The sequence below is a fragment of the Synechococcus sp. KORDI-100 genome (genome assembly GCF_000737535.1).
GTDB lineage: Bacteria > Cyanobacteriota > Cyanobacteriia > PCC-6307 > Cyanobiaceae > Parasynechococcus.
Genome location: NZ_CP006269.1, coordinates 1508857 through 1530783 on the forward strand (window position 1 = coordinate 1508857; position 21927 = coordinate 1530783).

A 21927-nucleotide genomic window follows, 5' to 3' on the forward strand; every position below is an offset into this window, starting at 1 on the left:
TCAGCTTGATGCAGAGACGTCTTAACCGCGAATGCCAAGTTTGCTGATCAGATCTGAGTAGCGCTGCTCGCTTTTGCCACGCATGTAGCTCAGGAGCCGCTTTCGGCGACCAATCATCTTGAGCAGTCCTTGTCTGGACGAAAAGTCGTGGTTGTTCTTCTGCAGGTGGCTGCTCAATCGACTGATGCGTTCCGTGAGCATCGCCACCTGAACCTCGGGGGACCCGGTGTCTGTCCCGTGGGTCTGGTGTGAGTTGATCAGTTGCTGCTTTTCGCTCGTGTCAAGCGACATACCGCGCCGTAAGACTCCAATTCAACACTATACATTCATGGCTTGGAGGGGGGAGATGGCGACGGTTCTCAACCGCTGCTATATCAGAATAATTTTGCAACAATGTGGGCTCAAATGAGGGCTAATGATGACAAAGTCTGCGGCCGTGCTGAAATGAACTTGACATCTCAGATTACGAGCAATTAAATTAAGGGTATAGAAATTTATGCGATGCAAGTCGGTCTAATTCTTTCAATTCCGCTAGTTGCCTTGCTGATTGTTGGTTGTTTTGGGATCCTCAACTCAAAATCTATTATTAGTTCTCTCTTTTCCCTCGACGTTATTGATACTGCCACAATCAGTATTTTTGTTCTGATCGCAGCTTATTCCGGCTCCCAGACACCAATTATCTCAGACGGGCCTCGCTACGCCAACTATTCAGATCCTTACCCTCAGGCCATTATCCTCACGGCAATTGTGATTGGATTTGCGACTCAAGCGTTGCTTTGTGCGATTGCACTGCGGCTGAGCCGTTCGACACCCCTGTTGCGATACAAAGATTTAGAGAAATGATTGACTCACCTATTTTTTACGCAATATTAACTTTTTTGCCTGCAACAGTAGGCTTTCTCGGCTGCGTTTTTCATCGTATTTTTTTTCCGATTTGCCTTGCTTATTTAGTCGGTCTGTCCGCCTTTTCTATCGCTGGAATATTTAATGCATGGGAGGCAAGTTATACCTTGATGTGGATTGGGGGAATACAATTTAGCTTTGACCAATTCACCTATCCCCTTCTTTTTGGAACAAGCTTTTCATTGTTTACATCTTTATTGTTGTTCAGAAAGCAACTAAGTCATTACTTTTACCAAATCTCGTTTGTACTTCTAACCGCCTTGACGGTTGCCTTCTCAGCCGTCGATCTGATCAGTATTTACATTGCACTTGAACTAACAGGATTCTGTGCATTTTTGCTGATTGCGGATCGGAATGATAATAAATCTCTCTTTTTGTCGTTCCAGTATTTAATTGGCGGCGGCTTGGCAATGTTGATCTATTTAATTGGTGTCATTGGCGCGTTTCAATTTTCGGCAACGTTCCTGATTCGAGATCTCTCGTATGCAACACCTATCGCCTTATGCTTGATCATTGCAGGATTAATGACGAAGGCTGGCATTTTTATCTGTGGCTTGTGGGTCCCAAATATTTATTCGCACGCCTCACCGCAATCCTCTGCCATCCTTGCTGGTTGCGTCACTTGTGCAGGAATTGCACCAATCGCCAGAATGAGTGGAGACCTGGTGCCGATCGCCAATTCAATGGTTGTTATCGGTGTTTTAAGTGCTGTTGTTGCAGCTCTCTACGCCGTTTTTGAACGAGATGATGGACGTGCCCTTGGTTGGAGTTCTGTTTCGCAGCTGGGTTTGGCCATTTTGTCTCCAACCTATGCCTGCATCTATGCGATGCAGCATGGTGTTTGCAAGGCTCTTTTGTTTTCGACGTTAACTCCCGAGGATCCACCTGCACATCATGAACAATCAAATCATCACTCGGCAGACCAGGAAACTCCATCAAACGTTTCAACTTTCCAGAATTATGCATCATTAATTGTTTTCGTAACGGCAAGCCTTTCAGTGATGGCATTTCCGTTGACTTCTGGTTTCATCACAAAAAGCTTGCTCAAAGGCGATATTCCAACAAATGCGAAAATCATTGTTTCAACATCCACGTTGCTAACAACGACTGTCTACGTCCGCTTGATCTGGTCAAGGATTCAAGTGTTCCTTGGATTTAGACGAGAAATCATGGCCAAGAAATATCACAATAAAACCTCCTCGTTTTATACAAATCAAATCTTCTTGATCATTTCCTCGATTGCCATTATTTCGTTCAGCATCACTGACCGATCAGTATTAACCTACGACAATATTGTTAACGCTTTGACGGCGACGGGTTTAGGAATTATCCTCTATGCATCAGTTGTTGGATTACAGACTGTCAAAATTGTCAAGCCAGTCACTCGAACTCTTGATCTGGTTGGAGCTCCATTTGTTGTGGCGGCATTGTTACTTGCCAATCTTCTCTACTTCAAAATTTAACCAACAATCATGAAAAATCTCTTTCGATTGGTTCTGGTTTTGTTGTTTCGAACGAGTTGTTGGATTTTAATCACATCAAACTTTACAACTATTAACTTCTTGCTTGGTTTCTTCCTCTCAGTACTAATACCACTGGGCTCTTATAAATCACTGCGGTTAAGAGCACTTATCCCGTCTCTCTTGAATATTGTAAAAATCATTCCTAGTTTAATTACTGAAACCTGGCAAATCATACGAATTCGACGACCAGTCGATCTATTTAAAGTTCAACATATGTGCCCATACACGCTTCGTGGATCAAAATTTGCCCAATTTATCCAGGTGATTGCGATCACTTCAACTCCGATGTCAATTGTTGCAGGAAAAAGTGACGATGAAAATTGGATAGTCCATCTGGTGGGGGATAAAAGAAATCAACCATGATTGAACCCATTTTATTGCTGCCTATTCATTTTGCGTTTATTTTGCTGATGTTATTGGCAAGTTCATTGTCCATCGCGGCTGTCGCACGTTCTTCATCGTTGAGTGAGCGCATTGCGGTTGCTGGCAGTTTTAGTAATAAAATGGCTCTGGTTATATTGTCATTTGGAATTTTTCGAAATGATTGGATGATTGGAAGCGTTGGAGCTGTTATTTTTATTGCAGGAGATGCTGGGATGCTTATTCTGGCTCTTACAGAACTAAAGGAGTAATACACAATGAACCTCCAACTTCTCAGTTCTCACCTCTTAATATCAATAGGCTTGATTCTTTGGTTCTGGGGAACAACTCCACTGTTGAACAAATCACATAATTTGTTCTACAAATTACACATGTTAACTGTTTCGGATACTGTTGGATCTGTTTTGATTGTCTCAGGTCTTCTCGTTTTTGCACCCAATCAGTGGCCCATATTGTTTGTAGTGACAGTTTCATTTGTCTTATGGAACACCATTTTTTCGTATCTCTTCGCTGTTCTGGCAAATCGATAGATGCCTACCCGTACTCTTTTTCTCCTGCCTGTCGAGCTTGTCCTTCCGATTCTTGGAATCCTGCTGATTCGCACGCAATCTCCTATTCGTGGCCTCATTTACAGGTCTTTTCTTGGATCCCTTGCAGCTCTTATTTATGCAATTTTTGGAGCCCCTGATGTAGCGCTTACAGAGGTTCTAGTTGGGACGTTGTTGTCGTCTATCCTGTACATTATTACAATTCGTGCTTGCTACAGCGCTGTAATCGTCGTTTCTGATGAAGTCGAAGTGCCTCAGGCGATGATGGAGCACTTAAAATCGATGTTTAGTGAGTTGCGAATGAATATCGTATTGCAACCGACTAAACTTTCCCATAGCAAAGAAGATTATGACAATCTTTTCACTCTCAAGACACTTGCAGGATCACCGCATGCCATCTTAGATGGAAATGAACTTTGCATTGAATCACCGATACTTTTGGAAGAGCTAATGGAAACTGATTATTACACAGCCAATCCTTTTTTAGACATGATGTACTGCCCTGAATGCCAACTCGGTTTGACCTCAGAAAGACCCTCATGAAACAAATAAAATTCACTACAGACTTTTTCAAGTCGTCGTTTTATCTGCTGGCGATTTCCTTTGTATTTATCAGTGGTTTGTTGATCATTCCAGAATCCACTCAAAGAAATACAAACGCTATCGTCGATTACCTGGTCAGAACAGCCGACATTCCCAACTCAGTCACTGCTGTCATCCTTGGATCACGTCTTTTCGATACCATCGGCGAGGTGATTGTTTTTACGATTGCTGGGCTTGGCGTTAAAATACTTCTTCACTCCGAGGATGCTGAAACGCGATTGATCGGCGTTCAGGATCCAGTGATTATCAATTTATTGGATTTTGTTGCCCTTCTTATCGGCTTTTTGGCCTTCGAACTCGCAATCCGTGGGCACCTAAGCCCCGGTGGAGGCTTTGCAGCTGGAGTCGCCGGGGCCACATCCATTAGTTTGTTAATGGTTAGCGGACGTCTCCAGCGGATCGAGGATTTCTACAGTCGATACAACGCAGCAGTCGTTGAAAAGTTTGCCGTTGTCGTTTTTATTTTGATTGCAATGACGAGTTTTACATCTGTCATCATTCCTGAGAGTCCATTTTCCTTTGTTCCACAGAATATCTATATTCCTGTTCTTAATGTTGTTGCTGGTTTAAAGGTTACGATTGGTGCCTGGTCAGTGATTCGATTATTTATCACAAAACGCGGGATTATTTAGGTGTGAAAGACAGTAGGGGTATCGGCCAAGATCTCTGGTACTTCGGAGATTATTTGGGTGGTTTTTCTGGTGCTAACTATAACTACATTGTCTATCTTGCTATTGCATTATTGCTATTTGCAATTGCTCTCTCGACGGAAGTTGGACTTCAGCCGATTGTTTATAACCTTTACATCCCTTATACCTATGAGTTGATCGAAGTGTTTTTTATTGCTGACTATATTGGAAAAGTTGCCAATACATGGTCGCTCTATGGCTATAAGCCGATTTATTTGTTGACCTCTATCCTGAAAATTAGAGCAGTCATTGATCTGTCGACATTATTGCTTTTGATTACTGACTTTTTGCCAAATTCTTCGTTGCCAGTGATTTCATTATATCTAACAAAGGTCTTGATTCTATTTTATTTTTCAGATCTGAGGGATATCATTCTAAGAGTTAGATACATTGTATTCAGTCAACCGGCTAAGACATTTTTTCCACTGACATTGCTGGCAATTGTTACCTATTCACTTGCTGTTGTCATGTATCTTGTCGAAGGAAAAGTTGATCCAGAGCATTTTGGGTCAATATTGAAGTCTCTTTGGTTTTCATTTGTAAGCGCGACAACCATTGGCTATGGAGACGTAACACCAGTTTCATTTCTTGGCCGCATCTTAACCTCAACATTTGCGCTTTTTGGTATTGTTTGCATTGCGATATTGACAGCCAATATTATTGACCTTAATGCAAGGTATGATGAACAATCTTCAGGCCAATAGCGAGATGTTTAAAAGTGTTGATCGGCTAACATCCTCACATGCGAGCCTGATTCGATGTAAATTTAGTCATGCTTTGGATGATTATGAAATCACTCAATCATATTATCGATGCATCAACGCCTTATTCAATTTTTAAAGCTTATATAGATTCTTACTCAGAGTATGTCGGTTTGCTTAAGTTTGGTTGGGGAAGTTTGCTGATCGATCCAGAACTTAAGGAAAAAAAGGTTTTATTGGATGAGCATAATATTGAATCGACACCTGGTGGCACTCTGTTTGAATACTTTTACCAGAAAAATGACTTAGAGTCATTTCGTGAGCTTCTCAGGAATTTAAATTTTAAAGCTGTTGAATTAAGCCGCGGCACGGTTTCAATTTCCGATAATGAGTATTTCAACTTGATCTCTCAATTTTCAACTGACTTTAAGGTTTTTAGTGAGGTTGGTTTTAAATCACCAGAACTTTCCGATCAAATGAGTCCATCAGATTGGATTCGTAGTTGTCAGCTGTCGTTGGATGCTGGAGCAGAGATGGTTATCCTTGAAGCTCGAGAATCTGGTACTGCAGGAATTGTTGATCAAGACGGGATGATCAAGACACCACTTTTAACGCATCTCGCCAGCACACTTGGTCTGGATTCAATTTTATTTGAAGCTCCAGTTAAATCGATGCAGGCTCATCTTATTAATCTCTTTGGTACAGACGTGAATCTTGGCAATATAAACCTTCAAAGCATTCTTCCTCTTCAAGCTTTGCGTCGGCGTTTGCGCTCCGATACTTTGCTGACATCTTTAATGTCCGCATGACGTTCAATTTTCATCCAACGATATCGACGGGTCTTTTGATCCATGTAGCGATCCCGTCCTATGAGCTTGATCAAAGTTTGACCTTCTATCGCGATGTGTTGGGTGCCACTCCTTTTCGTGTCATGGACGACCGAATCACCTTTGGACTTCACAATCTTCAGCTCGTGTGTCATCTAACCAGTCCAGATGACACGCAGCCGAGTAGCAGCTTTTACCCTCGTCACTTTGGAATCACGTTTGTTAGCAGCACTGATTATCACCATTTTTATGAGTCTGTGGTTGCTCACCACGGCTGCTTCGTTTATTCTGAACTCACGTCACGCTTTTCCGGTCGACCCGATGAACATATGACTTTTATTTTAAAAGATCCATCCGGAAACTTTGTTGAATTCAAGCATTACGCACAAGCTAATTCGTCTTTTTAATGTTCATGAGGTTTCCCATACCACAACGCCAAATTTTCAGCATATTGTTAGGGGTGTTGTTGTTTGTCACGCCATACATGTTCGTTGACATGGCGTTTGCGGCAGAAATCAAATATATTGACAAAATTCTAGAGCGTGGATATTTAAAAATTGGGCTACCACCCTATACAACACCTCCTTTTTACTTCAATGAAGACAACGGTGACCTAGCAGGTTATGATGTTGAAATTGTTAAAAACTTTGCCGATTTTCTTGGAGTTGATGTTCAGTTTGATCGCGACTCCAAGAGTTTTAATGATCTTGTGAGGCGTTCAGGCGCCAACGATTTTGATATGGCAATCGGGAAACTTGGAACAACTTACAAGCGCATGTCTGATGCTCATCCCCATGAATACATGAACTTCAGGCATGCAATTCTTGCAAATCGTAAAGCGATCGCCAATCTACAAGGCAATACCCCCGACAGCCAATTTGCTCGAGTTCTCCTCGATTCAAATATTTCCCTAGGTTTTATTGGACGATCAGCTTATGACACATATGCGAATTCACTTTTCCCAAATGCTAATAAAATTGGCTACGACGATTGGACGAAATGTAAGGAAGCACTTTTTGCAGGAGAGGTGGATGGTATCTACAGAGATGCAACCGAGATCAAGAAAATTGTTTATCAAGAGCCTACCCTATCTCTGGATTTTGTTCCAGTTCTGTTCGAGGATATTGTTGACCAAAAATCAATTTATTTGTCCACTGAAGCGGATATTGATATGGCATCAATCCTCAACTATTATCTTGCCAAGGAAGTAACCATCAAAGATGACACGGAAATCATTGAAGAGTTTCCTGAATTTTACAAACCCAATAAAGAGCTTTCTACTCAATCATCTTAAAAGAGGTCTTTGCTTGTCATGACGATTCTTCCCTTCAGCTTCAAAAAGATTGCGCTTAACTGGCAAGGTTTTCGAAGTTCGCTTCGGAAGCTTCGTTCGGTCAAAGCTTTTGTTTTCTTCATTCTGCCGGTCGCTCTTGTTCTTGGTTTATTTCTTCCAGATGCAGCGGATACGCTCAATTCATTTGGATTGACACTGATTCAGCTGATTTCTTTTCCTGCAATACCACTTGTCCTGACGGCCGTCGTCGTATCAACCTATTCAATTTTTTCTCTGTCTGATTCAGCTGAGCAGGAATTTAAGTTCACGCGTCGGCTCTTTTTATCACTTCTCGCATTAATACTCTTCATTTCTGTCTTTGCTCTTCTGCTGTCTCTTTATCAAAAGCCTGGGGAATTATCTCCGGAAGGAAGACTCTCGATTGGCACATATATGCTTGACGTCACCGATATCAGGTTGACCTTGTCTTCAGCAGCTTCAGACGCTGTAGATCCTTTTGAGTGGGCGAAAAAAATTCTGCCAAATAACATTGTGGGCGATGCATCCCGTGGACAGACTCTCAAGGTGATAAGTGGATCGGTCCTGCTTGGCTGGGGTTTATCACTTTTGCCCAGAGATAAATCAGCTCCACTGCTCACCATCATCAGGGGAATCTACGACGTTTCGGTGAAGGTTCTAGATGAACTCTTGTTGATTGCACCGCTTGTTGTTATTTGTTTGATCGCAGGTGCATTTTCCACCATTAATTCAGAGATCATTGTGTCTCTGTTGACTTTAACGATTTGTATGCTTCTTGCGTCCTTGGCGTCCCTTGGCATCAGTCGTTTGATTGTCAAACGCTTTACGACATCGGCAGAGCGAGCAACCTCGGAGGTCAACCCTGCAGATTCAGTTTTCCTGCTCGGGCTCTCCACAGGCAGCAGCCTGGCTTGTTATCCAACCATCATGCGCGCGATGGAAAAGATGGGGCGTAATTGTTCTCACACTGAAGCGGCCGCATCATTGAGCCTTCTGATTTCAAGAATGGGGAATATCATTTACAACATTATTGCTATTGTATTTGCACTGAATCTTTTTGAAGTCAAATTTTCCCCAGCCATTCTTCTGCAGATTCTTGTTCTTGGAATCGTGACTGGTATTTCCGCTGCTGGTTTGAACGGGGTGGCTGTTGTCCCAACCATCGGTTTGGCCCTGACAAGTTTTCAGTTGCCCATTCCGCCCATTCTCGTTCTCTTGCTTGCCGTTGATCCGATTTTGACACTTCCTCGAGCTGCAACGACTGGCGTTCTTGCCATGGCCGTGACGGTGATCTCATCTGACCGCGACCCGGAACATACCTGCAATCAACAGTCCTATGAATCGCTGGTTGAGGTCTGATTGCAGGAACTCTCAATGGTCATTGACCTTTGACTGTTCATTCACGGCTTGTTGAGCCACTGCAGGCAGGCTTTGATCCAACCTTCATTGTCTTGGTCGTCCGGTGGGTTGAGCCCTTCGCTCAATGCTTTCACCGCCCGTCGGATTTCTAGATCCTCGTAGCCGAGGGTGAGCAGCGTTTCTTCGAGTTCCTTCATCACCGTTGACGTCATTCGGTTGTCTCCGCCATCCACCAGTGAAGGCTTCACGTCAACCTCTTCCATCCCTTCAACGCTTGTTCGCAATTCCACCGCCAGCCGCTCTGCGGTCCGTTTGCCGATTCCCTGAGCACGACAAAGTCTGCGGAGATCACCACCACGAATCGCTTCAATCAGTTCATGGCTTGTGCACTCCTGCAGGAGGGCCATGCCCGCCTGGGGCCCCACTCCGTTGACACCAATCAATTGGCGAAACAAATCTCGTTCAATTCGATTGACGAATCCATACAGATTTGTTGCATCTTCGCGTTGCACCTGATGGATCCAGAGTTCCACACTGGAGCCAGCTCCCAGGTGTTGCAGATGACGTGTGATGACCTGCACCTCATAGCCAACGTCGCCACAGGCGAGCAGAATCCCGCTGCGGTTCCCCTGGGTCCAGCTCTCCATGGGACGTCCTCGCATCCATCCGATCATGGAGTTTTCCAGCGTCTTCACCATGCTGCCTGACGTGCGCTCACGTCTCAGGAGGTTCCTGTTCAGCAGCGTCTGTGTCGTGGTTCTTCTGCTGACTCTCAGCGCCTGTGGGACAGCCAACGAACCACCTCGCCAGCAGCTGCTTCAGGCCCTCAGCCTGCAGATCCAGCTCACGCAGGCCGCCATCTCTCGTTCTCTGGAGCTACCAGATGTGGGGAGTACGCCGACGGTCAGCCGTGTTCGCATCGAAGATCAGAACGTGATTCATATCGGAGAACACCACGGTGTGAAAGTGTCTGGTCGATTTGACTGGCAACTTTCGGGTGATCGTATGCAAGTGGATAGTCCGTTCGAGATTTATATGGAGCGTGGCGAACGAGGTGAAAGCTGGCGCCTGGCCCGTCCTGGCGGGAGCGAGGATGGCATCAGCCAGGATTGGCTGACGTTCCCTCTGCCGCTGAGCTGATTGAAATCGCTCTGAATCGTCTGTGTTGATCGGTTGATCAAGCAGATCGTGATGAGTGGCTTCGCCCAGGACCAGCCTGTTTGACCTTTTTGATCTGGTCTGATGTCGACGGATGCTGTTCAGCTTGCCTTGAATGTGATGGCTTGGACTGACTGAATCCTGCGGTGCAATCCTGACCGCGAGGCCAGGATGACGATCATCGCGGCTGATTTTTTCATGACCCATTGGCCATCTCTCTCGCCTTGCCCAGCAGTGTTCTCTGATTCGAACCTTTGCAACGCCCTTTTTTAGGCCACTAATTGGCCGTTCCTGCCCGATGACTTCAGGACCGATGACGGCCTCCACGATTCACCTGATCTTGAAGCGAGTAGAGTGGTTTGCCTGATGAGCCATTCCCTGCCAGTCGTTGGGAGTTGGTCGGTTAAGAGCTTGCTGAATTGCGCCACCATTTACGACGTCAGCTTGGATTGCGCGCCTGAAGACTGACCAGCGTGGAGGCCAACACCATGACTCCGCCGATCACGACCCATGACGTGAGTCCCTCTGAAAACCAGAGATATCCCCAGAGAGCGGCAAACACCACCTGGATGTAATTGATCGATGTGGCCTGTGCCGCAGGCATCAAGCTCAGTCCGTGGGTGACCCAGATCTGTCCGAGCTGAGTCAGCACACCGACGCACAGCAGCCAGAGCCACTCCACTCCCTGCGGCATCACACCATCGCGAATCACCATCGGCAAGGTGAGCGGGAGCGACAGGATCGGGAAATACAAAATGATCACCAGGGGATGTTCGCGGCTGGAAAGGTGACGGACGCAGACGTAAGCCAAGGCTGTGAACAGGGCTCCCCCCAGAGCGATCAGAACAGCCGTTGCGGGAAGCTCTTCGATGCCACCGCTCAACCACTCAGGCTGGGCCACAAGCGTGATTCCGATCCAACCGAGCAGAACGGCAACGGCAATGCTCCGTCGCAGCTGTTCTCCCAGCACAAGGGCGGCTGCGATAGCCGTAAACGTTGGGTAGGTGTACTGAAGAACCGTTGCCGATGCCAGTGGCAGGGTTGTGATGGCCTCGAAAAAGAAGAGCAGCGCGAGACTTCCGCAGATGCCTCTGGCCAGCAACCAGCCCAGATGGGTTCCCCAGGGAGAGATACCGGCTCGAACCAGGCCAAGGGCGGTCAGGCCAATGCTGATGAGCGCTCGGCTCATCACGATTTCCGGCACTGGCAGGCGACCGTCCAGCTGCTTGACGCAAACAGTCATCAGGCTGAACGCCAGGGAACTGAGAATCAGGGATCGAACCCCATGAGCTGTTTCTTGTCCGGACGCATCAGTCACTGGACGGAGGGGCGTGAGTTCGCAGAATGACCGCATGCTGAATGCCCGCCTCCATCCCCGCACGATCGAGGCCGTCAAGGAACGGGCCGACATCGTTGATGTCGTCGGAGATCACGTTGTCCTTAAGAAAAAGGGCCGAGAGTTCGTCGGCATCTGTCCGTTCCATGACGACAGCAAGCCGTCCATGACGGTGTCCCCGGCCAAGCAGTTCTATTACTGCTTCTCCTGTGGCGCCGGGGGCAATTCCATCAAGTTTCTGATGGAGTTCCAGAGACAGAGCTTCAGCGATGTGGTTCTGGAGCTGGCACGGAAATACCAGTTACCTGTCGAGACCGTTGATGGTCCTCAGCAGGAGCGACTCCGCCAGCAGCTGTCACGTCGGGAAAAACTTCAACGTGCCACGGCTCTGGCGGCTGGCTGGTTCCGCAGCCAGCTTCTGGGTGAGGGCGGCGAGCAGGCTCGCTCCTATCTCAGTGAGAAACGGGGGCTCAGTCCTGCGACCCAGGACACGTTTCAACTCGGCTACGCACCGGATCGGTGGGATGGTCTTCTGACCCATCTTCAGCAGGTGGAGGGACTGTCTCCGGAGCTGTTGGAGGCGGCAGGGCTCGTGGTGCCGCGCAAAGGTGGACGTGGCTTCTACGACCGCTTTCGCCATCGCCTGATGGTGCCGATTCATGATCGGCAGGGACGGGTGATCGGGTTTGGAGGTCGCAGCCTGGATGGTGCCGAACCCAAATACCTGAATTCACCGGAGACGGAGCTCTTTGAAAAGGGCAAACATCTCTTCGGCCTGGACAAAGCAGCGGGAGCGATCCGCAAAGACGACCGTGCTGTGGTGGTTGAGGGCTATTTCGATGTCATCGCTCTTCACGCGGCTGGCATCACCAACGCCGTCGCCGCCCTCGGGACAGCCCTCAGTCATCAACAGATCACGCAGCTCTCCCGCGTCAGCGACGGCAAGCGGATCGTGCTCAATTTTGATGCCGACGGTGCTGGCGTTCGGGCGGCCAATCGTGCGATTGGCGAGGTGGAACAGCTGGCAATGCAGGGACAGCTGGACCTGAGGGTTCTGCATCTCCCCTCCGGCAAGGACCCCGACGAGTTTCTGAAGGAGCATGGCTCCGGTGAGTACAGGGCGCTTCTCGATCAAGCACCGCTCTGGCTTGACTGGCAGATCGAGCAGGTTCTCGAGGATCGCGATCTCAGTCGCTCCGATCAGTTTCAGCAAGCCGTGAGCGAACTGGTGGGCCTGCTGGGCAAATTGCCCCAGAGCGCCGTCAGAACACACTATCTCCAGCGTGTGGCGGAACGACTCAGCGGAGGGCAGGCAAGGCTGGCCCTGCAGCTGGAGGAGGATTTACGTCAGCAGGTGAAAGGTCAACGCTGGCATGGGCGCTCCAGTCGTCACGAACAGCCGGCCGAAGCCAGTCAGAGGGAACGCTGCGAAGCCGATCTGCTGCGGCTTTACCTCCACTGCCCCCGCCATCGCAGCACCATTCGTCAACAGCTCAGGCAGCGGGAATTGGAGGATTTCGCCCTGCAGCCCCATCGTCTGCTCTGGGCATCGATCACGGAACTGGAGGAGTCCAACCTCGGCAGTGGACGGCTTGAGGCGATCACCCGGGGTGAGGATGCCGGAGCGGAGCTTGCTGATCTCGATCTCCCGAACCTGCTCACCGACCAGTTGCTACTGGAGAACAGCGCTCTGATGTCGAGGCTGACGCCCTTGTTGGCGCCTGGCGAGCTTGAAAAACTCTCCCTTTCGGAACCGCTTGAGCAACTGCGAGGCACCACAGCCGTGCTCGAACGTCAGAAAAGTCTGAAACGGTGCCGCCATCTTCTTGAAGCCTGGGGTGGGCAACGCCTGCAGACCCTGGAAACCTGTATCGCCGCCCTGATCGATCAGCCTCCCGGTGATGCCCCGATGGATATGGAACAGCGCATCCAGAGTCTGTTCGATGAGCTCAATCGCGATGCCCTTCGTTATCAGGAGCTTTACTACTCCGAGCGAAAGCACATCAGCTACCTCGACCAACAGCGTTGTCGCGGATTCGGCGATCCAAACGTCCTTTCGGCCTGACCATGGCGAGGGACCTGCGCCTTCCATCCCGACGGTCGGATTGTTCACGTGCCAGCTGTGCCTCCGAATAACTCTTGTGATGGTTGCCATGAGCTCTGACGGCTTGAATTCCGGAGCTGCACTGGCCACGGTGGTGGGTGTACCGGTGGAGGTTCCAGTGATGTGGACGCTTGTCTTGACCGGGAATCGCCACCATCAACGTTGTTCTGTTTTAGATGTCGGAATTTTTCGAGGCGATCTGGCACGGTGAAGGCGTAGGCGATGGCAGCGATCTTGAGGAGGCTCTGCAGGCTTTTGCTGCCGTGAAGCCGGAGGACGGAGACTGGCTTGAGGCCTGTGCCGCCGATGGTGCGGATCCGGTGATCGAGCGCTTTGCCTCCTTCGAGGCCTACCTCGACAATGCCGACCCCAGGGAAACGATTGCGGTGACGCCCCAGATGATCATTGAAGCAATCGCCCTGCTGCCAAGTTGATGCGTGCGAGCGACTTCGATCTCACCCCGTTCACACCTGTGAATCATCTCTGGCCCGCTCTCGTGGAGCGCTTGGGTCGTGAACGCTCACAGCAGGCGATCCGCCAGGCATTGGATTTGCAGAGGATGCGTGGTCACGAGGGCACCCTGCCCGTATTGTTCACGGAGACCTGTGGTCTGGCTTTGGCGAGCACGGATCTCGTCAGAGAACAGACAGGCCTGAACAGCCACGGAGAACGCATGGTCCTGATCCTGAGCTCGCGCAGTCAGGAAGTGCAGTTATTGCAGGAGCTGTGACGACTCAGAAGCAATCGCTCAGATGCCCCTTGGCTTCAGAGGACACGATCGAACTGGATGTTCTGATGCGCAGTGAACGAACGGTGCATGGATGCATGCATCCGGGTTGATGACGTGAAATGACGTCTGTTTCAATCAATTCGTCTTGATGATCTTGCTGGTTTGGAAAGATTTCGGTGGCCTGACAGTGCAGATGCCATTCAGGCAGCAGATATCGATCTGCACATTTTCTATTCGGTTAATGGAACTTTCGTTGGAGCTTGTGGTGCAAAGTTCTCTGGCCATCAATGGAGAATCAGAGGTCCAAGAGAGCACTCCTGCCAGGCTCGTCGCGGCTAGAGCTGTTCTCGATAGTCCTTTTTTCATTGTGGTGGCAGTTGCATCACGAGCTGTGCACTCATGGTTGGGGCTTGTCTCTAAGCCTGTCTTGGCATCTGTTTAAACGTGTCTGAGTTCTGGCTGAGTTCAAACATCTCCTGGACATGGATCTGTGCTCACGTCTCGGACGCCTCTATCTGGTCTTGGCGACGGTCCATGGGATCGGGTTTAGGAAAAAGTTCTTGAAACGGTCGTTACGTCCACTTGGCTTGTGATTCATGCTGTTGTCTTCAGTCAGTCATTCTTCACGTCATGTGTGAAGAAAGTGCATTGATCGACGATTGGTCATGCAACCCTCGGTTCCTGCTTCCGGGAGCCTGAAGCTTCTGAATGTTTTGATGTCGAGCTCACTAAAGACTGAGTTCCAGCATTTTTTGGATCGGTTCCAGGGCCCGTCGCCTCAGGCTTTCCTCCATCTCAATGGCGGGGTGCATCGTCTTCAGGCAGTGATGCAGCTTCTCAAGGGTGTTTAGACGCATGTAGGGACAGGCATTGCAGCTGCATCCGTCCACACCGGGAACATCGATCAGGGTCTTTTGGGGGACCCGTTGCTTCATCTGGTGAAGAATCCCAGGTTCCGTGAGAACGATGAATGTGTTGGAACTGCTGGTTTCGGTGTACCGCAGCAGCTTGCTGGTCGACCCGATGAAATCGGCGAGATCCAAGAGGTGTTGCTGACACTCCGGATGGGCGATCACCTCAGCATCGGGATGCTCCAGCTGCAGCCGGAGCACGGCCTCCTCGTTGAAGGTTTCATGAACAATGCAGCGTCCCGGCCAGAGGGTGAGTTCACGGCCGCTCTGCCGTTGAACCCAGCGGCCCAGGTTCTGGTCCGGTGCAAACAGCACCGGACGGTCCTCCGGAAGTTGTTTCACCAGATCAACGGCATTGCTGCTGGTGCAGATCAGGTCGCTCTGCGCTTTCACGGCTGCCGTGCAGTTGATGTAACTGACGACGAAATGGTCGGGATGTTTGGAGCGGAAAGCGGCGAACTCGTCGGCTGGGCAATCATCCGCCAGGGAGCAGCCGGCATCGAGATCCGGCAGCAGCACAGTTTTCTGGGGACTCAGGATCTTGGCTGTCTCAGCCATGAAATGGACGCCACAGAACACGATCACATCGGCGGATGTGCTGGCGGCCTTGCGTGACAGCTCCAGGGAGTCGCCAATGAAATCAGCGATGTCCTGGATCTCCGGTTCCTGGTAGTAGTGCGCCAGGATCACGGCATTGCGTTCCCGTTTCAGCTGCTCGATCGACCCTGCAAGAGCGTGGTCAGCGGTCATCGGGTGCTGGAGCGGGGCAGGATGGAATCAGCCTAGGTATCTGCTCTGACGGTTCTTCGCCTCGCGATTGCCGGAGATCTTCATGGTTCATGGAGTGATGCCGATGAGCAGCTCCTGAATGCTCTGCAGCCCGATGCGGTGTTGTTCGTGGGAGATCTCAGTGATGGCGACCTCCGGCTGACACGTCGGATCACCGCCTTGCCCTTCCCACTGGCGGTGATTCTCGGGAACCATGATCGGGGAGGGGATTGCAGTGGAGACCTTCTAAGACAGCAGCTTGCCCTGCTCGGAGGCTGCAACTGCGGCTGGACGCGGCTGTCCTGGACCCATCCGGCGCTTTCGATTGTGGGGGCACGCCCCTGCAGCGCCGGCGGCGGATTTCATCTCTCCAAAGCCGTGGAAGCGGTGTTCGGTCCGATCACTCTTGAGGAATCGGCTTCACGCATCGTCGCCGCCGCGCAACAGGTCCCAGAGGATCAGCCTTTGATCGTTCTGGCGCACAGCGGTCCGACGGGGCTTGGATCGGACGCGTCCAGTCCCTGCGGACGGGACTGGAAACGTCCAGCCATCGACTGGGGAGACCGTGATCTGGCCCTCGCCCTTGATTCGATGGCCAGCCAGCGCAGACCGGATCTGGTCGTTTTTGGACATATGCATCATCAGCTCAAACGCGGCCATGGTCTGCGGCGCAGCCTTCTCCAGGATCGTGGTGGCACGGCATTCGTGAATGCGGCCTGTGTTCCTCGCTGCGGTCTGGATGGCAAGGATCAGCCTGTTCTGCACCTGTCCTGGGCTGAATTTGACGGCCGGCGACTCACCCACGTGAGTCATCGCTGGTACACGCCGGAGGCTGTGTTGGTGCATCAGGAATCGCTGCCCCTGCAGGATGCTGTGGCGTGCTGATCTACCTCTGCAGCAGCAGCCATGGTTTTGGACATGCCGCCCGCGATGCGGCGGTCCTGCAGTGGATCCGCAACCTACGTCCCCACTGGCGTCTGGCCTTCAGTTCCGTGGTTCAGGACTCTGTGCTCAGATGTCTGCTCGCCATGGATGGTGTGGCGATGCGCCGGTGTCGCTGGGATGTGGGCATGGTTCAGCGGGATGCACTGGCCAGTGATCCCCTCGGCACGGTTGAAGCGATCGAAGCGCTGGAGAAGCAGCTTCCATCGCAGCTGGATCAGGAGGCGAGCTGGATCAAGGATCAGGGTGAACCTGTCCTCGTTCTGGCTGATATCCCTCCGGCGGCGGCCGAGCTTGCCATGCGGCTGGATGCTCCGCTGGTCTGGCTGAGCAATTTTGGCTGGGATGAGATCTATGCCCCGTTCGGGGGTGTGTTGAAGCGGAAGGGTGAACAAGCGAAACAGGCCTATCAACGAGGGGATCTCCTGTTGCGCTGTCCGTTTGATCTGTCCATGAGCTGGGGACTGCCCGAGGTGTCCCTCGGCCTGGTGTGTGCGTCACCTCGAGCGCTTCCTCAAGGGTTGCAGGATCGAATCACCGCGATCGAGCAGCCCCTTGTGATGGTGGGATTCGGGGGACTCGGCTTGTCAATCGATCACGGGTTGTTCCTGCGTTGGCCACGGCATCACTTCCTTTTGGCGCCGTCAGGTTCTGATCCGCCGTGTTCCAACGTCACCGTGCTCCCGGCAGGAATCAGGCCTCTGGATGTCTTCCCGTATTGCCAACGACACCTCGGCAAGCCTGGCTTCAGCACCTTCTGTGAAGCGATGTCCCAGCGTGTGGGGCTTCATGTCGTCGAAAGAAGCGATTTCGCTGAAGTGTCCGCGCTCCTGAGCGGCCTTCGCCGACATGCTGATCACCGCATGCTCTCGAAGCAGGCGTTTGCTGCGGGTGACTGGCTACTCGACCAGCCGTTGCAGGCAGCGACCGGATCCCCCCTTCCCGCCAACGGTGCACTGCAGGCTGCTGAGCAGATCGTGCTCTGCGCCGAACGCCGTTGGGAGGTCGATCCAGGCTCAGACTTGATTTGTTAATCGTTTCAAGTCGTAACTTGACTGCATAAATGAATGAGACTCACAGATTTTGCGCGATTTGTTGATGTCGTGGCCGATTAGTTGACTGGCATATTTACCGATTGATTTGGTTGTTCTGTTCGACAAAGTCTCTGGCAAGGAATGTTGTTTGCTTTGCAAACAATTTTCGTCATCCGCTTCTGACGATTCCCTTTGCCTCGTCCTGAGGTCTAGTCCCCCGAATGCTTTTTATGGCTACCCCTGCATCGATTGGTCGTGCTGTGATCTGTACGACAGTCTTCGCCGGTGTACTCCCCTGTTCGTTTGCCGCTGCTCCTGCATCAGCAAGTCTTCTGCCTCCTGCCTCACGCTCTCAGCTTCTGAGCGCTCCGGACGCTGTTCCAACGATGGCGATCCCTTACATCATCACGCCCGAACGTCGGGCCATGCTCAACACCATTCGTTTTGCGGAAGGCACCTGGCGTGGTGGCCTTGATGTGGGTTATCGGGTGATGTTCGGTGGTGGTCTGATGCCGAACATGGATCGCCACCCTGACCGCGTGATCTACAGCTCCCGTTACGCCAGCGCTGCGGCAGGGGCCTACCAGTTCATGCCGTTCACCTGGAACCTGGTGCAGCGCAGCATTGGCGTGAGGGGGTTTGGACCGGCAGCTCAGGATCAGGGCGCTCTCTTTCTGATTGAGCGGCGAAAGGCACTGCCGCTCACGGATGCCGGCAACCTCACCCCGAACCTGACGGCTCTGCTTGCGCCGGAATGGGCCTCGTTCCCCACTCTGGCCGGCCGCAGCTTTTACGGTCAGCCGGTGATGAAATACTCCCGACTGAAATCCTTTTACAATGTCAATCTCGTAGAACTGCGTCGTTTGCGTGATCAGAGGCGCCTCGATCTCAGCAAGTCCAAGGTCTGCACTGGGTCCCGAATCGCCTGTGCCACTCAGCTCTGATCGGGATCAGAGCTGAGCTTCCGTCCAACCGTGGATTGCGCGATCAGGTAGGCCAGCACGGCTCCACCGATGAATCCCAGGCTGTTGCGCAGCAATGGCAGAACATCTGAGGTTCTGGTGATCACAGGAGCAATGCCGAAGACCCCGAACAACATCACCCAGAGTGGTGAGAGAAGCAGCAGCCACGACCAGGCCACGACGTCACCCTCCTTGCGGGGATAGGCCGCGAAGCCCGCGATCACGCCGCCGAGGACGGAGGTCGTCAGGGTCCAGAGCCACTGTTCGAGGGGGAGTCCCGGCACAACCTGGCAGCCACCGCGTTCGAGGCAGATTTCAACGGCGTTCAGTGCATCGAGGATCGCACCATCCTCGCCGTGATCCTTGACGTAGTACTGGTTGCCGAATCGTGTTTGCAGCTCCACCCAGTAGGTGCGAGGCATCAGGGCGAAGAAGGCATCTCCGACGTTGAAGTTGAGCAGATTTCCGCCACGGGGGTCTGCAACCAACAGCAGGCTTCGCTCATCCAGCCCCCAGAACTCACGAATGGCAAGGCCAGGTGTCCGCTCGTACTGGGTCAGAACCCGAAGTTTCCAGCCGGTGTTCGCTTCGAACTGATCAAGGGATTGCTCGAGTCCGGCGCGCTGGTTGTCGCTGAAGGCGCGCGCCAGGTCGATCACTGGTGTGGGATGGTCCGGCAGCAGATCAGGGTTGTCGTATGCCAGGCAGGGGCTTGCAGGACTGAACACGCTCAGCAGAACCAACAGTCCGGCCCACATTGCAGTCCACAGTCCTCCGACGCGATGTGTTGCCATGGACCTGCAGCAGCGAACGGCATTCTCACCAATGGAACCCGCTCCTGCGTCCTGTCCGGCCTGGCTTGCCTCTCATCTTCAACAAGCCGGTGGCGTCGTAACGTTCCGCCACTTCATGGATCTTGCTCTCAATGACCCTGAGAACGGCTACTACGGCTGTGGTCAGGGGCGAATCGGTGTAAGGGGCGACTATGTGACCTCCCCGTCGCTGGGATCCGACTTCGCTGTTCTGCTGGCGCATCAGCTCTCCCTCTGGTTGCAGGAGGTCCCTGCTGATGGCCAGCTGTCCCTCGTGGAGGTGGGTCCCGGGGAAGGTGACATGGCCGCTGATCTGATTGCCTCGCTGGCAACGTTGATTCCGGATCAACTGGGTCGGATGGAGCTGGTCCTGGTCGAACGCAACCAGGGCATGCGGGAGCGCCAGCGCCAACGATTGGCAGGGGTCCGAGATCTCCCGATTCGCTGGTGCTCACTCCAGGAGCTCCAGGCTGCGCCGGTCAGTGGCGTCGTCCTGGCGCATGAGTTGCTGGATGCACTCCCCGTCGATCGCCTCACCTGGCAGGAGGGCAGCCTTCAGCTCCAGGGCGTTGCCTTGAGCACCCGTGGCACTCTCGAGTCGGTTCTGCTGCCGCTCCAACCTGCCCTGTTGCAGCAGATTGCAGAGATCAGCTCCCGTGCCGGCGTTGATCTTCCACCATCTGGTTCACCAGAGGGCTGGACCAGCGAGTGGCACTCCGACCAGTTCTCCTGGCTTCAGTCCATGCGCGCGGGGCTGCGGCAGGGACTGCTGCTCGTGATCGACTACGCCATGGAGGCCAGGCGTTACTACAGCAGTCGTCGGATCGATGGCACCCTGCTCGGCTTCCGTCATCAGCAGGCCCATGGCGATCCCCTGTCGATGGTCGGGCAACAGGACCTGACGGCCCATCTCTGCCTTGAAACCCTGCATGCCGCTGCAGAGCTGGCCGATTGGCAGTTGCTGGCGGAGGGGCGTCAGGGCGAGATCCTGCTGGGACTCGGTATGGCCCAACGGTTGCATGCACTTCAGTCGCTTCCCCCGGCTCGCTTGCCTGAAGCTCTCAGTCGCCGGGAGGCGATGTTGCGTCTTGTCGATCCAGCTGGGCTGGGTGAGTTCCGATGGTTGCTTTACGGCGCAGGGCTGGAGCCAAGCCGTTTCAGCTTCTCAGTGCCTCAAGACAACGCAGAATCTCGTCCCGGCTGATGTCGTCCCTGATCTCCACATCACCGATCCTCCTAGGCAGAACAAAACGGAGCCTGCCATCACGGACCTTCTTGTCTCCTTGAAGGGTTGTCAGAACCGCTTCATCGTCGAGTGAGGGCCATCGGGTCGGCAGCCCCGAGCGTTCGATCAGCTGGCGCTGTCGTTCGGCGAGTTCCCTGCTCCAGCTGCCCCGTTGCACGGCCAGTTCCCCCACAGCGACCATTCCGATCGCGACAGCCTCCCCATGAAGCCAGGTGCCGTAACCACAGAGGGCTTCGACGACATGGCCGAAAGTGTGCCCGTAATTGAGGATGGCCCGCAAGCCCCCTTCCCGTTCATCAGCGGCCACAATCCGGGCTTTTTCCGAGCAGGAGCGTTCGAGCAGCGTTTCCAGCAGCTCGTTGCCGAGGCCTGCGGGGTGGCTGGGCTCGGCGCAACGTTCCAGCAGTTCAAACAGCGTCGGATCTCCGAGAACTCCGTACTTGATGACTTCCGCCATTCCGGCTCGGAATTCACGAACCGGCAGGCTGGCCAGGGTGGCTGGGTCGATCAGCACAAGGCGGGGCTGATGGAACGCCCCGATCAGATTCTTGCCGCCCGGGTGATTCACACCGGTCTTGCCGCCGATGGATGCATCGACCATCGCCAGAAGCGTGGTCGGAACCTGGATAACACCAATGCCCCGAAGCCAGGTTGCCGCTGCAAAACCGGTCATGTCTCCCACAACACCACCACCTAGGGCGAGCATCAAGGAGCTGCGTTCAAGCCTGTGTTCAAAGGCGGCGTCATGAATCAGCGCGACCGTCGAGGGTGTTTTGTACTGTTCACCGGCTGCGATCAGCACCAGCTCCGCCTTGAAGCCATGTCGTTTCAGGGATTTGATGCAGACCTCTCCGTACCGGTCCGCCACGTCCGGGTTACTGACCACCAGAACCTGACGCCCCTCCAGGACACCAGCCTGAAGCAGTGCTTCACCGATGTCCTTGAGAGAGCCTTCTCCGATCACCACCTCGTAGGGATCTCGATCGAGGGCGACAGCGATCCGGCGATGCGGCAGGGGCGGAGCAGCGGTCATCGGAGTGAAGCGGCTTCGGTCCTACTCTGCCGGGCAAACCATCCT

Annotated in this window: 27 protein-coding genes; 21 read left to right on the plus strand and 6 right to left on the minus strand. The window is 52.4% G+C overall.

Annotation, left to right across the window (positions count from 1 at the left end):
• Positions 1-21: 21 nt before the first annotated feature.
• A complete protein-coding gene (gene rpsO / locus KR100_RS07590) occupies positions 22-291 on the minus strand; it encodes a 30S ribosomal protein S15 (protein ID WP_038544529.1) in 270 nt (89 codons plus the stop codon).
• Between the two features lie 210 nt (positions 292-501).
• On the opposite strand from rpsO, the gene KR100_RS07595 reads away from it, so the two are divergent.
• From KR100_RS07595 to KR100_RS07635, 12 genes are all read left to right on the plus strand, one after another.
• Complete coding sequence (locus tag KR100_RS07595; RefSeq protein ID WP_051847384.1) at positions 502-843, plus strand: cation:proton antiporter subunit C; 342 nt, start codon at positions 502-504, stop codon at positions 841-843.
• 35 nt (positions 844-878) lie between these two features.
• A complete protein-coding gene (locus KR100_RS07600) occupies positions 879-2366 on the plus strand; it encodes a proton-conducting transporter membrane subunit (RefSeq protein ID WP_162176496.1) in 1488 nt (495 codons plus the stop codon).
• 99 nt (positions 2367-2465) lie between these two features.
• Entirely contained in the window at positions 2466-2789 is a 324-nt protein-coding gene (locus KR100_RS15835; RefSeq protein ID WP_204207658.1) for a hypothetical protein, read from the plus strand.
• Complete coding sequence (locus KR100_RS07605; protein WP_051847385.1) at positions 2786-3058, plus strand: hypothetical protein; 273 nt, start codon at positions 2786-2788, stop codon at positions 3056-3058. The genes KR100_RS15835 and KR100_RS07605 overlap by 4 nt, the downstream gene beginning before the upstream one ends.
• 6 nt (positions 3059-3064) lie before the next feature.
• Complete coding sequence (locus KR100_RS14980) at positions 3065-3337, plus strand: monovalent cation/H(+) antiporter subunit G (protein ID WP_071839868.1); 273 nt, start codon at positions 3065-3067, stop codon at positions 3335-3337.
• Complete coding sequence (locus tag KR100_RS14455; protein ID WP_051847387.1) at positions 3338-3898, plus strand: hydrogenase subunit MbhD domain-containing protein; 561 nt, start codon at positions 3338-3340, stop codon at positions 3896-3898.
• Complete coding sequence (locus tag KR100_RS07615) at positions 3895-4590, plus strand: MnhB domain-containing protein (RefSeq protein ID WP_051847389.1); 696 nt, start codon at positions 3895-3897, stop codon at positions 4588-4590. Before KR100_RS14455 ends, KR100_RS07615 begins: the two co-directional genes overlap by 4 nt.
• A gap of 53 nt (positions 4591-4643) precedes the next feature.
• Positions 4644-5351, plus strand: a complete 708-nt coding sequence (locus tag KR100_RS07620) for a potassium channel family protein (protein ID WP_162176497.1) — start codon at positions 4644-4646, stop codon at positions 5349-5351.
• Positions 5352-5434: 83 nt separating this feature from the next.
• On the plus strand, positions 5435-6157 hold the full coding sequence (locus KR100_RS07625; RefSeq protein WP_162176498.1) for a phosphosulfolactate synthase: 723 nt from the start codon (positions 5435-5437) through the stop codon (positions 6155-6157).
• Complete coding sequence (locus tag KR100_RS17040; RefSeq protein WP_071839870.1) at positions 6154-6582, plus strand: VOC family protein; 429 nt, start codon at positions 6154-6156, stop codon at positions 6580-6582. The genes KR100_RS07625 and KR100_RS17040 overlap by 4 nt, the downstream gene beginning before the upstream one ends.
• 89 nt (positions 6583-6671) lie before the next feature.
• Positions 6672-7469, plus strand: a complete 798-nt coding sequence (locus KR100_RS07630) for an ABC transporter substrate-binding protein (protein ID WP_162176499.1) — start codon at positions 6672-6674, stop codon at positions 7467-7469.
• An 18-nt stretch (positions 7470-7487) separates the two neighbouring features.
• The gene (locus KR100_RS07635) at positions 7488-8846 is read left to right on the plus strand and encodes a dicarboxylate/amino acid:cation symporter (protein ID WP_038544539.1); all 1359 of its coding nucleotides are present in this window, start codon (positions 7488-7490) and stop codon (positions 8844-8846) included.
• A 41-nt stretch (positions 8847-8887) separates the two neighbouring features.
• On the opposite strand, the gene ruvA is transcribed toward KR100_RS07635, so the two are convergent.
• Positions 8888-9520, minus strand: coding sequence for a Holliday junction branch migration protein RuvA (gene ruvA / locus KR100_RS07640; RefSeq protein WP_038548312.1), 633 nt, complete (start codon positions 9518-9520; stop codon positions 8888-8890).
• Between ruvA and KR100_RS07645 the strand changes: the two genes are divergently transcribed.
• Positions 9492-9986: a hypothetical protein gene (locus KR100_RS07645; protein WP_071839986.1), complete on the plus strand. Its 495-nt coding sequence runs from the start codon at positions 9492-9494 to the stop codon at positions 9984-9986. The two genes, ruvA and KR100_RS07645, sit on opposite strands and share 29 nt — an antisense overlap.
• 457 nt (positions 9987-10443) lie before the next feature.
• On the opposite strand, the gene KR100_RS07650 is transcribed toward KR100_RS07645, so the two are convergent.
• The gene (locus tag KR100_RS07650; RefSeq protein WP_038548314.1) at positions 10444-11322 is read right to left on the minus strand and encodes a DMT family transporter; all 879 of its coding nucleotides are present in this window, start codon (positions 11320-11322) and stop codon (positions 10444-10446) included.
• Between the two features lie 34 nt (positions 11323-11356).
• Here KR100_RS07650 and dnaG point away from each other — a divergent pair, with 34 nt between their 5' ends.
• From dnaG to KR100_RS07665, 4 genes are all read left to right on the plus strand, one after another.
• Positions 11357-13405: a DNA primase gene (gene dnaG, locus KR100_RS07655; RefSeq protein ID WP_038544544.1), complete on the plus strand. Its 2049-nt coding sequence runs from the start codon at positions 11357-11359 to the stop codon at positions 13403-13405.
• 88 nt (positions 13406-13493) lie between these two features.
• Positions 13494-13655, plus strand: coding sequence for a hypothetical protein (locus KR100_RS16340; RefSeq protein WP_162176437.1), 162 nt, complete (start codon positions 13494-13496; stop codon positions 13653-13655).
• A complete protein-coding gene (locus KR100_RS07660) occupies positions 13621-13878 on the plus strand; it encodes a hypothetical protein (protein ID WP_038544546.1) in 258 nt (85 codons plus the stop codon). The genes KR100_RS16340 and KR100_RS07660 overlap by 35 nt, the downstream gene beginning before the upstream one ends.
• Positions 13878-14174: a hypothetical protein gene (locus KR100_RS07665; RefSeq protein WP_038544548.1), complete on the plus strand. Its 297-nt coding sequence runs from the start codon at positions 13878-13880 to the stop codon at positions 14172-14174. Before KR100_RS07660 ends, KR100_RS07665 begins: the two co-directional genes overlap by 1 nt.
• Before the next feature lie 728 nt (positions 14175-14902).
• Here the strand turns inward: KR100_RS07665 and nadA are convergent.
• Positions 14903-15835, minus strand: a complete 933-nt coding sequence (gene nadA / locus KR100_RS07675) for a quinolinate synthase NadA (RefSeq protein WP_038544551.1) — start codon at positions 15833-15835, stop codon at positions 14903-14905.
• A 114-nt stretch (positions 15836-15949) separates the two neighbouring features.
• Between nadA and KR100_RS07680 the strand changes: the two genes are divergently transcribed.
• The 3 genes from KR100_RS07680 (at position 15950) to KR100_RS07690 (ending at position 18773) form a co-directional block, all read left to right on the plus strand.
• Positions 15950-16738, plus strand: a complete 789-nt coding sequence (locus tag KR100_RS07680) for a TIGR04168 family protein (RefSeq protein WP_051847393.1) — start codon at positions 15950-15952, stop codon at positions 16736-16738.
• The gene (locus KR100_RS07685; protein WP_051847394.1) at positions 16732-17829 is read left to right on the plus strand and encodes a hypothetical protein; all 1098 of its coding nucleotides are present in this window, start codon (positions 16732-16734) and stop codon (positions 17827-17829) included. The genes KR100_RS07680 and KR100_RS07685 overlap by 7 nt, the downstream gene beginning before the upstream one ends.
• Before the next feature lie 230 nt (positions 17830-18059).
• Positions 18060-18773 (plus strand): glycoside hydrolase family 104 protein, encoded by a 714-nt coding sequence (locus KR100_RS07690; protein ID WP_239420290.1) that lies wholly within the window; start codon positions 18060-18062, stop codon positions 18771-18773.
• On the opposite strand, the gene KR100_RS07695 is transcribed toward KR100_RS07690, so the two are convergent.
• Positions 18764-19585: a TPM domain-containing protein gene (locus KR100_RS07695; protein WP_038544557.1), complete on the minus strand. Its 822-nt coding sequence runs from the start codon at positions 19583-19585 to the stop codon at positions 18764-18766. The genes KR100_RS07690 and KR100_RS07695 overlap by 10 nt on opposite strands.
• On the opposite strand from KR100_RS07695, the gene KR100_RS07700 reads away from it, so the two are divergent.
• The gene (locus tag KR100_RS07700; RefSeq protein WP_081858889.1) at positions 19584-20807 is read left to right on the plus strand and encodes a class I SAM-dependent methyltransferase; all 1224 of its coding nucleotides are present in this window, start codon (positions 19584-19586) and stop codon (positions 20805-20807) included. The two genes, KR100_RS07695 and KR100_RS07700, sit on opposite strands and share 2 nt — an antisense overlap.
• Here KR100_RS07700 and aroB read toward each other — a convergent pair.
• The gene (gene aroB / locus KR100_RS07705) at positions 20761-21882 is read right to left on the minus strand and encodes a 3-dehydroquinate synthase (protein WP_038544558.1); all 1122 of its coding nucleotides are present in this window, start codon (positions 21880-21882) and stop codon (positions 20761-20763) included. The two genes, KR100_RS07700 and aroB, sit on opposite strands and share 47 nt — an antisense overlap.
• Positions 21883-21927 lie beyond the last annotated feature (45 nt).

Coding starts and splice junctions, on each gene's coding strand:
- rpsO (WP_038544529.1), bottom strand. CDS start 291: ATGTCGCTTGACACGAGCGAAAAGCAGCAACTGATCAACTCACACCAG.
- KR100_RS07595 (WP_051847384.1), top strand. CDS start 502: ATGCAAGTCGGTCTAATTCTTTCAATTCCGCTAGTTGCCTTGCTGATT.
- KR100_RS07605 (WP_051847385.1), top strand. CDS start 2,786: ATGATTGAACCCATTTTATTGCTGCCTATTCATTTTGCGTTTATTTTG.
- KR100_RS14980 (WP_071839868.1), top strand. CDS start 3,065: ATGAACCTCCAACTTCTCAGTTCTCACCTCTTAATATCAATAGGCTTG.
- KR100_RS14455 (WP_051847387.1), top strand. CDS start 3,338: ATGCCTACCCGTACTCTTTTTCTCCTGCCTGTCGAGCTTGTCCTTCCG.
- KR100_RS07615 (WP_051847389.1), top strand. CDS start 3,895: ATGAAACAAATAAAATTCACTACAGACTTTTTCAAGTCGTCGTTTTAT.
- KR100_RS07625 (WP_162176498.1), top strand. CDS start 5,435: ATGAAATCACTCAATCATATTATCGATGCATCAACGCCTTATTCAATT.
- KR100_RS17040 (WP_071839870.1), top strand. CDS start 6,154: ATGACGTTCAATTTTCATCCAACGATATCGACGGGTCTTTTGATCCAT.
- KR100_RS07630 (WP_162176499.1), top strand. CDS start 6,672: ATGGCGTTTGCGGCAGAAATCAAATATATTGACAAAATTCTAGAGCGT.
- KR100_RS07635 (WP_038544539.1), top strand. CDS start 7,488: ATGACGATTCTTCCCTTCAGCTTCAAAAAGATTGCGCTTAACTGGCAA.
- KR100_RS07645 (WP_071839986.1), top strand. CDS start 9,492: ATGGGACGTCCTCGCATCCATCCGATCATGGAGTTTTCCAGCGTCTTC.
- ruvA (WP_038548312.1), bottom strand. CDS start 9,520: ATGATCGGATGGATGCGAGGACGTCCCATGGAGAGCTGGACCCAGGGG.
- dnaG (WP_038544544.1), top strand. CDS start 11,357: ATGCTGAATGCCCGCCTCCATCCCCGCACGATCGAGGCCGTCAAGGAA.
- KR100_RS16340 (WP_162176437.1), top strand. CDS start 13,494: ATGAGCTCTGACGGCTTGAATTCCGGAGCTGCACTGGCCACGGTGGTG.
- KR100_RS07660 (WP_038544546.1), top strand. CDS start 13,621: ATGTCGGAATTTTTCGAGGCGATCTGGCACGGTGAAGGCGTAGGCGAT.
- KR100_RS07665 (WP_038544548.1), top strand. CDS start 13,878: ATGCGTGCGAGCGACTTCGATCTCACCCCGTTCACACCTGTGAATCAT.
- nadA (WP_038544551.1), bottom strand. CDS start 15,835: ATGACCGCTGACCACGCTCTTGCAGGGTCGATCGAGCAGCTGAAACGG.
- KR100_RS07690 (WP_239420290.1), top strand. CDS start 18,060: ATGGCTACCCCTGCATCGATTGGTCGTGCTGTGATCTGTACGACAGTC.
- KR100_RS07700 (WP_081858889.1), top strand. CDS start 19,584: ATGGACCTGCAGCAGCGAACGGCATTCTCACCAATGGAACCCGCTCCT.
- KR100_RS07695 (WP_038544557.1), bottom strand. CDS start 19,585: ATGGCAACACATCGCGTCGGAGGACTGTGGACTGCAATGTGGGCCGGA.
- aroB (WP_038544558.1), bottom strand. CDS start 21,882: ATGACCGCTGCTCCGCCCCTGCCGCATCGCCGGATCGCTGTCGCCCTC.